General features: G+C 66.6%; 11 protein-coding genes. All 11 read left to right on the top strand.

Going from position 1 to position 11,788, the window contains the following annotated elements; genetic code table 11:
* Window positions 1-2 precede the first annotated feature (2 nt).
* The 11 genes from ACQPYR_RS22455 (at window position 3) to ACQPYR_RS22505 (ending at window position 11,723) form a co-directional block, all read left to right on the top strand.
* On the top strand, window positions 3-809 hold the full coding sequence (locus tag ACQPYR_RS22455; RefSeq protein ID WP_433620911.1) for a hypothetical protein: 807 nt from the start codon (window positions 3-5) through the stop codon (window positions 807-809).
* Window positions 806-2,248 carry a hypothetical protein gene (locus ACQPYR_RS22460; protein ID WP_433620912.1) on the top strand — a complete coding sequence of 481 codons (1,443 nt, stop codon included), beginning with the start codon at window positions 806-808 and terminating at the stop codon, window positions 2,246-2,248. The genes ACQPYR_RS22455 and ACQPYR_RS22460 overlap by 4 nt, the downstream gene beginning before the upstream one ends.
* Window positions 2,245-3,717 (top strand): SCO6880 family protein, encoded by a 1,473-nt coding sequence (locus ACQPYR_RS22465; RefSeq protein ID WP_433620913.1) that lies wholly within the window; start codon window positions 2,245-2,247, stop codon window positions 3,715-3,717. The genes ACQPYR_RS22460 and ACQPYR_RS22465 overlap by 4 nt, the downstream gene beginning before the upstream one ends.
* On the top strand, window positions 3,714-5,423 hold the full coding sequence (locus ACQPYR_RS22470; protein ID WP_433620914.1) for a hypothetical protein: 1,710 nt from the start codon (window positions 3,714-3,716) through the stop codon (window positions 5,421-5,423). Before ACQPYR_RS22465 ends, ACQPYR_RS22470 begins: the two co-directional genes overlap by 4 nt.
* Entirely contained in the window at window positions 5,423-6,562 is a 1,140-nt protein-coding gene (locus tag ACQPYR_RS22475; RefSeq protein WP_433620915.1) for a C40 family peptidase, read from the top strand. Before ACQPYR_RS22470 ends, ACQPYR_RS22475 begins: the two co-directional genes overlap by 1 nt.
* A complete protein-coding gene (locus ACQPYR_RS22480; RefSeq protein WP_433620916.1) occupies window positions 6,559-7,227 on the top strand; it encodes a hypothetical protein in 669 nt (222 codons plus the stop codon). The genes ACQPYR_RS22475 and ACQPYR_RS22480 overlap by 4 nt, the downstream gene beginning before the upstream one ends.
* Window positions 7,224-7,763: a hypothetical protein gene (locus ACQPYR_RS22485; RefSeq protein WP_433620917.1), complete on the top strand. Its 540-nt coding sequence runs from the start codon at window positions 7,224-7,226 to the stop codon at window positions 7,761-7,763. The genes ACQPYR_RS22480 and ACQPYR_RS22485 overlap by 4 nt, the downstream gene beginning before the upstream one ends.
* On the top strand, window positions 7,760-8,758 hold the full coding sequence (locus tag ACQPYR_RS22490) for a hypothetical protein (RefSeq protein ID WP_433620918.1): 999 nt from the start codon (window positions 7,760-7,762) through the stop codon (window positions 8,756-8,758). The genes ACQPYR_RS22485 and ACQPYR_RS22490 overlap by 4 nt, the downstream gene beginning before the upstream one ends.
* 60 nt (window positions 8,759-8,818) lie before the next feature.
* A complete protein-coding gene (locus tag ACQPYR_RS22495) occupies window positions 8,819-9,727 on the top strand; it encodes a hypothetical protein (protein WP_433620919.1) in 909 nt (302 codons plus the stop codon).
* Window positions 9,728-9,797: 70 nt separating this feature from the next.
* On the top strand, window positions 9,798-10,730 hold the full coding sequence (locus ACQPYR_RS22500; protein WP_433620921.1) for a hypothetical protein: 933 nt from the start codon (window positions 9,798-9,800) through the stop codon (window positions 10,728-10,730).
* Between the two features lie 12 nt (window positions 10,731-10,742).
* Window positions 10,743-11,723 (top strand): hypothetical protein, encoded by a 981-nt coding sequence (locus ACQPYR_RS22505; RefSeq protein ID WP_433620923.1) that lies wholly within the window; start codon window positions 10,743-10,745, stop codon window positions 11,721-11,723.
* Window positions 11,724-11,788 lie beyond the last annotated feature (65 nt).

Raw genomic sequence — 11,788 nt, forward strand, 5'->3', positions numbered from 1 at the left:
CCGTGAGATCCCATCACCTGCTGATCATCCTGCTCGCGGGCATCACCGCCGTCGTGATCGCAGCGTTCGTGCTGACCATCACCCACGACACCGGCCACCGCGATATCCCAGCAGATCCCGGCAACATCCACACCCCGACCGAACGAACCTTTCCTGACCTGCCACCAACCGTCGTGCCGTTGCCGCCGACCACCGACTTGTTCGGCAACCGTCTCGAAGTGCCCAACGACGAATCCGGTGTCGCACTTGCCCAAGATCCGAGCACCCGCGTCGACCCCGTCAGCCCGGGCTACCTGACCACCCCACCCGCCCGCATGCAGTGGCAGCGCGGCTGGGGCGGTGCTGCACTACCGATATCGGGCAGCGACGGGCCCGCCCGCATTCACGACGGCATCGCAACAGGATTCGCCCACACCCCACAAGGTGCCGCGCTTGCCGCCGCCGACGCGCTTGCTCGTACTTTGGCCGCGCCTGAGGGGATGTGGCAGCAAGTCGTGCGAGAACGCTACTACGGCGGCGGCCAAGCATTACTCGACCGATTCACCCGCTCCCGCCAGCGCACCCGCGACGCCGCCCGCTACGTCGTGGTCCCTGACGGTGTCCGGATCCAACCCGGCTACCGCGACGACCTCGCTCTGGTGCAGTTCGCCACGCACAACGACATCGGCTACACGATTTCGACCTGGCCGATGGCCTGGATCGACGGCGACTGGCACGTGCGAGTACCCGACGATGTCGAAACATTCTGGGGCCCAGGTACTTCCGCCTCTTCTCTGACCGGATTCGGAAGCTGGAAGGGCTTGTCATGACAGATATAGCCCTCACCGGCGCTCCGGTCACCGCGACCGTGACATGGCGAACCCAACTGCCCACCCCCGATATCTGCGACATGCCGCTGGGTCCACAACAGGCATGCGAACAACTCGGGCACGCCGCAACCGAGGCAGCGAGTTCCGCGCTCGATGACTTCGCCGACACCCTGCTCGACGGGTTCACCACAGTCTTGCGAATCGCTATGACCTGGTGGACCACCATTCCCTCACCGCAACTCACCGCCGCGGGCGGCGAGCCCGGCGCAGCGTTGTCGGCGATACGCGAATACAGCAGTGGGCTGCAAGTGCTGCTACTGACCACGGGGATCATGTTCGCCGCGGCACGGCTGGCGCTGGCCAAACGGGGCGGGGTCGCGGGCGAGGCACAGGAGAGCTTTCTGATGCTGGCGCGGGCGGTGTTCGCGTCGATGGCCTTCGCCGCGGTGATCACCACCGGAACCCGCGCCGGGGACAGCTTCGCCAACTGGATTCTGTTCGACGCCAGCGGAGGTGACCTGGACGGCGTCGTAGGCCGCTTAACCGAATTCGACGCCAACACCCGCTCCGGGCTCGGGACCGGGCTGCTGTTGCTGGTTGGCTTACTCGGTTCGATCAGCACCTTGATCCAACTGGTGATGCTGGTTATCCGCCAAGCCTTGCTGATCCTCGTCGTCGGCGTGATCCCGCTGGCCGCCGCGGCCTCAGGCACTGGACCGGGCTCGCAGGCATACAAGAAACTGTTGAGCTGGTCGCTGGCGTTCGTGCTGTTCAAACCGACCGGAGCGCTCATCTACGCGATCGCGTTTGCGGTCATCGGCCGCGAGGAACAGCGCGATCCGCAACTGATCCTGTTAGGACTGATCCTGCTGGTGATGAGCGTGGTGGTTCTGCCCGCGCTGATCCGGCTGGTCGCACCCGCGGTGGCGACTCTCGGAGGTGGGGGCGGCGCGGCAGCGGTGGTGGCGGGCGGCGCCGCAGGTATAGCAATGGCATCGCTGGGAGACCGCTCGCGAGGACGCAAGGTCAGCGAAGGCGAGAACGACCCGGGCGGCGCATCACCACCACCCAGGGACCCGCCTGGACCAGGCGGTGGTGGCGGGGGCCGCCCGATGCCTGATGGCAGTGGTGGCAACGGTGCCTCGCCCTCTGGGGCGGGCAGTTCAGGTGTCAGCCACAGCGGTTCAGGTGGGGGTTCGAATGGTGGTGGTGCACCGCCTCCCGCAGACGTAGCGGCGAAGTCGTCGAGCGGGTCCGGTGCAGGCAGCGGCGGGGAAGCGGCCGGTGGTAGTGCAGCCGGTGCCGGGGTGGCCGCGGCGGTCATGGTGGGTGCGCAACTGGGGGAGCAGGGGGTTTCGGCCATCGAGAGCCAGACACGAGACGCCACGGAGGGTGGTCTGGATCCGGATGCGTTGGGGCCGGGGGAGGTTCGGCGATGAGCACACGCATGTACGGCCGTTGGGAGCGCCCTCGCTCGGCCGGGTTCTTCGGGTTGACCTGGGGTGTGTCCATGCTCGGGCTGGGCTTGATCATCACGGTGATGGTTGGGTTCATGCTCACCCGGTCGCTGTCGGTGGCCGCGAGCTTGGTCGTGGCCTCGGCACTGGTGTTCACGCCACTGGCGATCACCCGTAACGGCCGCACCGGCTGGGAGATCGTCTTGCTGCGTATCCAGTTCGCCGCTGCCGCAGCTCGCGGTGAGCACGTCTACCAGGCTGGCCGGTTCTCCAAGATCCCGGGCATCGCGAAACTTCCTGGGCTGCTGGCGGATTCGCGGCTGTCGGAGTATGAGACGGCGGGCGGGAAACGCTTCGCCATGATCCATATCCGCCGCAGCGACCACTACACCGTCGTGCTGCGGGTGATCCCACGCGGCAAAGAGTTGGTCGACCAAACTCAAATCGACGCCTGGGTCGAAGGATATGGCCAGTTCCTGGCGACTCAGAGTCGTGGTGGGGAAGTCGTCGCGGTGACCGCGGTGTTGGACAACGTGGTCGAGACCCGCCTCAAGCAGGCCCGGGAGGTCGCCCGGTTGGTGCGCCCTGATGCTCCGGCTTTTGCGAAGGCGGTGATGCGGGAAGCCGCCGCCGATATCGGTGGGGTCGGGGTGCGGATCGAGGCGCGTATCGCGATCACTTACCGCGCGATCGGCAAGGGCCGCATCCGCCGTGATGAGGCCGAGCAGGCCCGCGAGATCGGTCAACGCCTGCAAGGAGTCCTGTCCCAGCTGGCCCGTGCGGGGCTCCCGGCGACACCGTTGCAGGCGTGGGAGGTCCTCGGGTTGGTGCGCACCCGCTACGACCTCGCCTCCCAACGTGATGTCGAATCCGCCGGTGCGGAAATCGTCCGTACACAGTCGTGGGACTCGGTCGGCCCGCTGGCGCACCGGGACCGCTGGGATCACTACCTGCACGACGGCGCCCGCTCGGTCACGTGGGAAATGGACGCCGCCCCGCGCGGGGCGGTCATGGAAACCGTGCTCGAGGAGTTACTGCGCCCGCGCGCCGACGTGCCGCGCAAGCGGGTGGCGATCGTCTACCGGCTGCATTCAGCCGCTGAAGCAACCACGTTGGTGGACTCCGACTTTCGTGACGCGGTCGCGGCCGAGCAGACCGAACGCGGAATCGCCTCGGCGTCGGCGCGGATCCGGGTCGGCAATACCCAAGCCGCCCGCGAGGAACAGGCGCGCGGGGCCGGCTTGACCCGGTTCGGGGCGCTGGTGACAGTCACCGATCACCTCGATGGGGACCTGCCGGGTATCGAGGCGTCGGTGAAAGCGATGGCCGCTGCCTCCCGGTTGGGGGTGCGCCGTTGCTACGGCAGTCAGGCCGCCGCTTTCGCCGCCAGCCTCGGGATCGGATTGATCTTGCCCGAGCACACCTCGATCTCGAAGCGGGTGTCGGCATGATCACCCGCCGCCCCAAGGAATCTCGCCCCGCCCGCACCGAAACGATAGCCGGTGTACGGGTTCTCACACCACGGGCGCGCGCCGCGATGGAGACGGTCGCTGCCAAGGCTGGCCCGCGGGGTTGGCGGGCGCGGCTGGCGATATCCAGCGATGATCATCGACGGTCCACCGTTGCCCGCCGCGGGGAGGAAACTGGGCGCGAGGGCTTTGACCGCTCGCTGCTGCCGCTCACCGATCGAGGCTATCGCGGGCTCGCCGGTGGACGCGCCGCGGTCGTGCCCGGCATGCCGGAATGGCGTGCGACGACCGTTCAAGTGGGCGGGCTGTGGCCCTTCACCGTCGGTGCCAGCGCCCCCACCGTCGGCACGCCGGTCGGCGCGCACTACATCACCGGCGCCCCTGTGCATTTCGACCCGATGAGCTGGTTTCTGCGCGGGTTCATCACCGCCCCGATCGCGTTCGTTCTGGCGCTCAATGGTTTCGGCAAATCCAGCCTGATCCGGCGTATGGTGACCGGCGCGGTCGCGGCCGGGGAAACCGTGCTGTGCATGGGCGACACCAAACCCGACTACCGCGACCTCGTCGTAAAACTCGGCGGGCAGGTCGTCGACGTCGGCTACGGTCACGGCACCGTCAACCCACTCGACGTCGGCGCGCTCGGTGCTGTGGTGGCGCGACTCACCGACCCCGACCAGCGCCGCCAGGTCACCGCGCGAGTGGAAGCCGGGCAGGTCAACATCGTCGCCGGCCTCATCGAGCTCGTACGCGGATCCCGCGTCGCCGACTACGAAGAAGTACTCCTCGCTGCCGGGCTGCGCGAACTTTACAGCCCCGCAGGCGGTTTCAGCTACGAACACCCACCGCTGCTGTCGAACCTGCTCGATGTCATCTCCGGCGGTGGCGACCAACTGCGCCAGTTCGTCGAGGAAGACGACGAACCCGCCTACCGTGCCAGCACCAAAACCTTGCGCCGGTCCCTGCGCGCGCTGGTCGAAGGACCGTTCGGCGCGATCTTCAACGGGCCGACCACCACCCGCCTTGATCTGGCCAGCCCCGCAGTGTGTGTGGATGTCAGCCGCATCCCTGAAGGCGACACCAAACTCTTGGCGGCGGTGCTGATGGTCTGCTGGAGTGAAGGTTTCGGCGCGGTCGCCGCCGCCCACGCACTCGCTGACTCCGGGCTTGCCCCGCCGCGCACCTTCGAAGTCGTCATGGACGAGATCTGGCGTGTGCTCGGTGTGGGCGATTTCATGGTCGACCGCGTCGATGCGTTGACCCGGTTGAATCGCGCGCTGGGGACCGGGCTGATCATGTGCAGCCACACCATCAAAGACCTCGCTGCCTTCGACTCCGCCGGCGTACAAGCCAAAGCCCTCGGGTTCTTCGAGCGAGCACGCGCGAAACTGATCGGCCCGGTAGGGCCGGAGGAGATCAACCGCATCCGCAACGCGGTCGGCATCACCGACACCGAGAAACGTTTGGTCACCTCATGGGCGGCTCCGCGCCCACCCTCAGATGACGACCTGGACCCCTCACGCCGCGAAACACCGCCCGGCACAGGCTGTTTCCTGCTCAAGACCGGCGAAGCCAACGAACCCGGTATCCCGTTCCGGCTGGTGTTCACCCCCACCGAGCGTGCCGCGGATATCCACAACACCAACCGCCGATTCGACAACCTGCCCACAGCAGGGGAATCGAGCAGGTGATGATGGATACCTCGAAAACCGTGATCGCGACAGCGATCTCGCTACCGATCGCGCTGATCATACTACTGCTGATGGTGGTCGGGGTCGACTCGGCTCGTTCGTGCGCGGCTCCACTGGCCAACAGTGCCGCCGGGGTCGGTGGTGCCACCGGCAAATCAGTGGTGGGGCTGTCGGAGCGCCAGTTACAGCTGGCCCGCAACGGTGTCGCGATCGGCAAACAACGCGGCATGTCACAGAACATGATCATCGCCGAGTTGGCTGCCGCCGCCACCGAATCCACCTTCCGCAACCTGGCCAACCCCGCGGTGCCGGAATCGCTGAACTACAGCAACGACGGCCTTGGCTACGACCACGACTCGGTCGGCCCGCACCAGATGCGTGCCAGTGTATGGGGATCAGTCGGTATCGCCGCCCTGATGAACCCGATCTACCAAATCAACTGGTTCTACGACCACGCCGCCCAACTCGGGCCCGCCGCCGCGCACATGTCACCGCCCGAGCTGGCACAGGCGATCGAACAATCCGCACCGAATGCCTATGGGGCGCAACTGGATTTAGCGCAGCGACTCTATGCGATGTTCGCCGACATCGACACCGCCTCGATGCCATCCCTACAAGACGGGTCCTCACCTGCCGGGTGCGGGACGAACGGATCCGGGACGCCACTACCCGCGCACGCCAGTGCCTTCGGTCGCGCGGTCATCGAGGCGGCGATGAAATGGATCGGCACCCCGTATGTGTGGGGCGGCGGCGACACCAACGGTCCGACCAGCGGTGGGTTCGACTGCTCGGGCCTGACACTATATGCGATCTATCAGGCCTCGGGCGGGCGAATCCGGTTGCCGCACTACACCCAAGCCCAGCAAGACCACCCCAGCGCGCAACCGGTTCCGTATGCCGAGCGGGCGCCGGGGGATCTGATCTTTTTCACCGCGCCAGGCGCTATGGATTCCCATCACGTCGGCATCTACTACGGCCGTGACGCTCAAGGCCGCGACCTGCTGTTACACAGCCCGCAAAGCGGCCAAAACGTCACTCTCACCGCGCTATCGGCGTTCGACGGAGAACGGATGGCCGTGCGCCGCTACAGCAAACCCGCCCCCTCACCCCTCGACACCACCCCGGGAGGACGAGAATGAAAACCACACCGACAGTAGCGGCCCCGCACTCTGGTGTCACACCGGAGATGGTCGTGCGTGTGCGTGCGGCCGAGTTGCACGGGTTCACCAGTACCTGCCAATTCGATCGGGTCGCGGTCGAGCACAAGTTCACCGACGGCCGCGCCTTCGAGCGATTTCTGACCGCATTGCTGGTCGAGGCCGGGATCGACTACGAAGGATTGCGCCAGATCGAAGCCGCTCGCCGCAGCGCCGATCAGCGGCTGGCTGCGATGGCGGTGCGGGGGCCACGGCTGATGCTGTGGTCGGCCGCCACCATGGACGCCTTCACCGTGTGCCGCGGCGACGGGCGCGTCATCTGGCACGACCGGTTTGCCAGCGACACCGTCATCGCCACCGGTGCTGCGGCTGCGGAAGCCTCAGCGCGACAAGCGATCTGGCTGGCCGGGCAAGCCCGCACCCAATGGGGTGCCCAGGCGGCCACCCTGCACCTGATCCTGGCCCGCACCCGCGGCATCGACATCGAGAAACTGCACCACACCGCCCGCACCTGCGCGCTGGTGCTGGACGTGGTGAGCGAACCAGTGCACAACCCGGCCGCCGAACAATGCAACCGCCACGAGGCCGTCGACTGGTCCGCCATCGACCTCGCCGGCCTCCTACACCCACACCGGGAGCCGGCATGACCCCACCAAAAGTCCTGACCGCGGCCATCTCCCTCGCTGCCGTGACCGCAGCCTGCGCCGCGAACACACCCCACCCCGCCACCAACGATGAACACCAGTGCAGCACAGTGAGTTTCGCCCTGCCCTTCGACACGGTGGACCCGTGCTCGGCCGAGGCGGTCCTAACCGCGGCGGTGAGCACCGTGTTCGGCTATCGCCCGAGCGAGCAAACCGATGCGCGGGTGGCGTTTCGTGCCGCGCGGGTGTTGATGGATCCCGGGTTCGCTGAGCGTGCGGAATCCGCTGCCCTGGTGTGGGCGCCGGTGAGCCCGACGCAATGGCAGCAGTGGCGCGGTGCCGCCACCGCGATCACCACGTCGACTCATATCACCAGTGACGACCACCCCACCGACACCGCGACCACGGCCAGCCGCGTGCTGGGTGTGGACCTGCAACCGGGGGACCAGCCGCCGATCAGGTGGGCGGTGTACGCCCACGCCACCCGCACCACGGCGGGATCGGCGTGGGCGTTATCCGGATTGGGGGTTCTGCCATGAGTGGAGATCCCGTCGAAGAATCCAGTCAGGCGATGCGCCAGGGTTTCGTTCAAGCGTTGCAAACCGCGCACACCACCGCTGCCCTGATGCGGGGACGTGGTGGGGAATCACGATCGAGGGCGGAGTCCGATCAGCGGATACGCCTGGCCGACAGCAAAGAGTTGCGGTCGGTCATCGAACACCACCAGCGCGTGTTCAACGCCGGACAGGCCGCGGGCCTGGCGCGGGAACTGAACACCGCCAAGGTCGATGAAGTGCGTGCCCGCATCGAGCGTGGCGGGGAGATGCACGAGATGGAGCAGTGGATCAAGGAAGGGCAAGCCGAACGCGCCGACGCCGACCTGGACCGCCGCAACGCAGCGGGCGAACTCGAACGCGAGCAGAACAGCGAACTCCACGAGTGGAAGATCGGCGCCTACGCCAACCGCGAGACCCGCGCCACGGACCTGCATGAGCTCGATGTCGAATACAAGGAACTGCTCATCGAGAGTCGCCGCCGCGCAGCCGGTTTCAGCGACACCCTCAGCGCGCACGGAGAAACCGGCGAAGCGATGGCATCGGCCGCGGCATTCGCCGCAGCCAAGAGCGCCGAAGGGTTGTCAGAGGAACTCGACGACGAGTTCGACGCCTACGCCGAGCGGTTCGTCGAGGACACCGGCAGCGACTACACCGACATCATCGACGCCGACATCATCGAAGATTTCGACGATCACGATGCGACGGCGCATGCGCGGAGCAGGTCGTCGTCAGTCGCGGTCGAGGACATCGCGGGGCTGACCGAGGAACTGAGTTTCGCCACCCACCTCACCCACGAGTTCGCTGATCTGGGTGGCGATCCGGACCCCGACCCCGATGCGGGATCAGTGATCGCAGATGCGGTCGACGCCGCCGGACTCACCAGCGAAACCCTCGCTGACGACATGGATTTCGGCCCCGAAGAAGATCCGCCCATGACGCACGTGTCGCCGAACCCTGATCCGGGGATGCAGCGGTGACAGCGACAACGACAACCCCAACAACGGTGATGGCCTCTGCTGCAGGTGGGGGTCGGTGAGATGGATACACCGACTCCGCTGCAGGCGCATCTGCTCAAAGCGGTGCAGAACCTGGCCTACGACAACCAGCAGCGCCTCGAGCGAACCCGTCACGCCGGACACGTGAGTGTTCCGCCAGAAGTGTTACAGCAGTTGCATATCGGCGAGCGGTCGCGCGAACAGCTCGAGGATGTGGCGTTGGCGGTCGGTGTGCCGAAGCCATGGATCGACTATGTTCGCGCCGCGGGTGAGCGTGGCGGGCAGTGGCAGCCGGGGCAAGTACTGCTCGGGTCGGGACAGGTCGATCGGGCCGTACTGACCGAGGCGTTGGGCGTCGAGGTGCGGGGTTTGCAGGATATGGCGGGTGTGGCCGCCATCTATACCCGCCGTGGCGAGCTGAATATCGATGCGGTGGCGCGGTTTCGACGGGTGATGGGGATGACCTGGCAGCGCCTGGGCGCGGTCTCGCATGCCTTGACCTTGAGCGAAGAAGAACGCCACCAGATATGGCGGCGCGGCGCCCAGCATTGGTCGACCGCGGTCGCGGCAAAGTTCGCCGCACACAGTGACCGGCAGTTGGCGGCGCGGTGGAACCAGGTGGCAGGCACCGACTTCACCGCCATCACGATGCCGGTGATCGTGCTGCAAACCGCCGGAATCACCCACGACGACATCACCGCCCAGATGCCGATTTCCCCGGACCGCATGGTCTCACTCGCCGCCGACGCCCTCACCACGCTCGACCGGCGTTCAGCGCAGCCGACGATCACCGACCCCGACCGAGAGCCCAACGCCGCGGGAATCAACGCCGCGATCGAGGCCGCCGGATTGACCGGCGACCCGCCCGCAGCACTCGAAGCCGCCGACACCACGACCGACCCGACGCCCGCGTCGGCGGTGGCCGAGGTCGACCACGGACACGACCCATGACCGTCGATCTCGGCAGCCTCTGGAAGCCGGAAACGACCGAATACCAATCTCTTTCAGGAAAGGGACAAGCATGAGTGAACCGATACCCGGGATGGAGGGGCTGCCCAGCTGGAAGCTGCGACTGCTCGAACGCATCCAGAACACCTCCGCCGACCACATGCAGCTCCTGTTACGGGGGCACCCGACCTACGAACCCCACTACGGCGGTGGCGAAATCCCGCTGCAGACCTGGCGCACTCACCTGCGGGCGCTGGCCGCCGATCGTCACGAGATCGAGGTCCACGCCAGCGCCGTTGGTGTTCCGCCCGCGGCGATCGCTGAGGCACGGGAGATGGGAGAGCGGGGACTGCGATGGGGCGACAGCGTGCATTCCCCACCCACCATGCGCCACGGCGAGGACCCCGTACGCGCCCATATGGTCGAAGGGATTGCAGGCGACGTGTGGCAGCTCGAGCACATGGCCGCGATCAATATCGCGCACCGACTCCGCGGTGCGGACGGACGGTTCCCGCCTGACCCGCAGGCATACGAACAGTTTGACCGGAACATGGTCGCCCTGTGGTCCCGCGCGTACGACACCGGCCATGTCATCGGTTTGACCAGCGAGGAGGGTGCCGAGTTGTGGGGCCGCGACCAGGCGGGCTGGACGCAGTTGGTGGCAGCGACTGTGCACCGCTATGGTGACGCCGCTCTGCACGAACGATGGCGTGCCTATGCCTGGCGTGGGATAGAACATGAAGCCTGGCGCAGCGTCGACAACCTCGCCGCCGACCGGATAGAGGACCCCAATGTGGTGCCGCCCCCGACGCCGCCCGAGCTCATCGAACGAGCCACCCAAGCCCTCACCGGAATACCGAGTGAGGCGAGTGCCGACCCGAGTATCGGCGCTGCCGTCGACGCCGCGTTGCCGCTCGATGTAGCAGCGGATTGGGATAGCGAACCAGCGTCGGAACCCGATATTCGTCCTCCCGAACCCGGGGCGTCGGTCGGTTTCGAGCGGTGAGGCGCGATGACGATGACGACTCCCGAACCCGAATCCTCCTCGCCGCAGTCGGTGGTCGAATGGCAGGCGCAACTGTTGCTGCGGATCCGGCTACTCGCCGCTGAACACACCCGCATCCTGGACGGCGGGTGGGAGAACTTCGAAGCCCTCACCGTCGACGACGATCCACGCACGGCGTGGCAAACGCATCTGGATGGGTTGGAAGCCCAGCGCGAGCAGGCCGAACAGACCGCGCTAACCGCCGGGATCGAATCGGCCTGGATCGAGGACGCGCGCGAACTCGGCATCCAGAGCACTCGCCCGCGCGTGGATGCCGGGGTGCGACAAAACCCGTTACGCGACAACGCCGCTCAGGACTTCTACGTCGACATGCTGTCCTTAGATCTGTGGCATCTGGAACGGATGGCCGGGCTGTCCGCGGCCCGCGCGGACCGCATCGCGACCGGACGGTGGAGCTTCGCCACCAATCCCATCGCCGGAGCGCAGTTCGCACAGAACATGCAGCTCTACCACGAACGAGTGACCGCTCTGGCGCACGCCGCGCAGATCACCGCCACCGAGGCGGGCGAACTGTGGGGTCCGGTTGCCGAAGGCGTCCGGCGACAGCTCGCGGTCAATCTCGCAACCTATGACGAATTGACGCTGGTCAACGAATGGAACTCCTACGCAACTGTGCGCACCGACCTAGCGATTCCGCCCTATGTTCCTACCGACCCCGATACCGGCATCCCCATCGCTGGCGCGCAGGTTATCCCACCGACACCGCAACACATGATCGACGCCGCTACCGCGTCGCTGCGCGCGGAATTCGTCGACGCGGCCATCAACAGCGCCGCCAGCGAATCCGATCACAACGCCGAGCCCACCGCCATCACCGACGCCATCGACGCCGCCCTCCCCGAAGGCGCCCACAGCTGGGACAGCGAACCCGACCACGGCGACCAGACCACCAACCCGCACCACCAGATCGACCTGGGCACCGAACCTTACTAGCCGAACTCCACCCATCCAACCCTGCGCCGATCACTGATCCACCAGAGGTATTCGCAGCAATCGTT

The organism is Nocardia sp. CA-120079 (genome assembly GCF_050955745.1).
Lineage (GTDB): Bacteria > Actinomycetota > Actinomycetes > Mycobacteriales > Mycobacteriaceae > Nocardia.

Excerpts from the sequence above, each read along its gene's own strand:
- ACQPYR_RS22490 (WP_433620918.1), top strand. The coding sequence starts at position 7,760 with ATGAGTGGAGATCCCGTCGAAGAATCCAGTCAGGCGATGCGCCAGGGT.
- ACQPYR_RS22505 (WP_433620923.1), top strand. The coding sequence starts at position 10,743 with ATGACGACTCCCGAACCCGAATCCTCCTCGCCGCAGTCGGTGGTCGAA.
- ACQPYR_RS22480 (WP_433620916.1), top strand. The coding sequence starts at position 6,559 with ATGAAAACCACACCGACAGTAGCGGCCCCGCACTCTGGTGTCACACCG.
- ACQPYR_RS22465 (WP_433620913.1), top strand. The coding sequence starts at position 2,245 with ATGAGCACACGCATGTACGGCCGTTGGGAGCGCCCTCGCTCGGCCGGG.
- ACQPYR_RS22485 (WP_433620917.1), top strand. The coding sequence starts at position 7,224 with ATGACCCCACCAAAAGTCCTGACCGCGGCCATCTCCCTCGCTGCCGTG.
- ACQPYR_RS22495 (WP_433620919.1), top strand. The coding sequence starts at position 8,819 with ATGGATACACCGACTCCGCTGCAGGCGCATCTGCTCAAAGCGGTGCAG.
- ACQPYR_RS22500 (WP_433620921.1), top strand. The coding sequence starts at position 9,798 with ATGAGTGAACCGATACCCGGGATGGAGGGGCTGCCCAGCTGGAAGCTG.
- ACQPYR_RS22470 (WP_433620914.1), top strand. The coding sequence starts at position 3,714 with ATGATCACCCGCCGCCCCAAGGAATCTCGCCCCGCCCGCACCGAAACG.
- ACQPYR_RS22475 (WP_433620915.1), top strand. The coding sequence starts at position 5,423 with ATGATGGATACCTCGAAAACCGTGATCGCGACAGCGATCTCGCTACCG.
- ACQPYR_RS22460 (WP_433620912.1), top strand. The coding sequence starts at position 806 with ATGACAGATATAGCCCTCACCGGCGCTCCGGTCACCGCGACCGTGACA.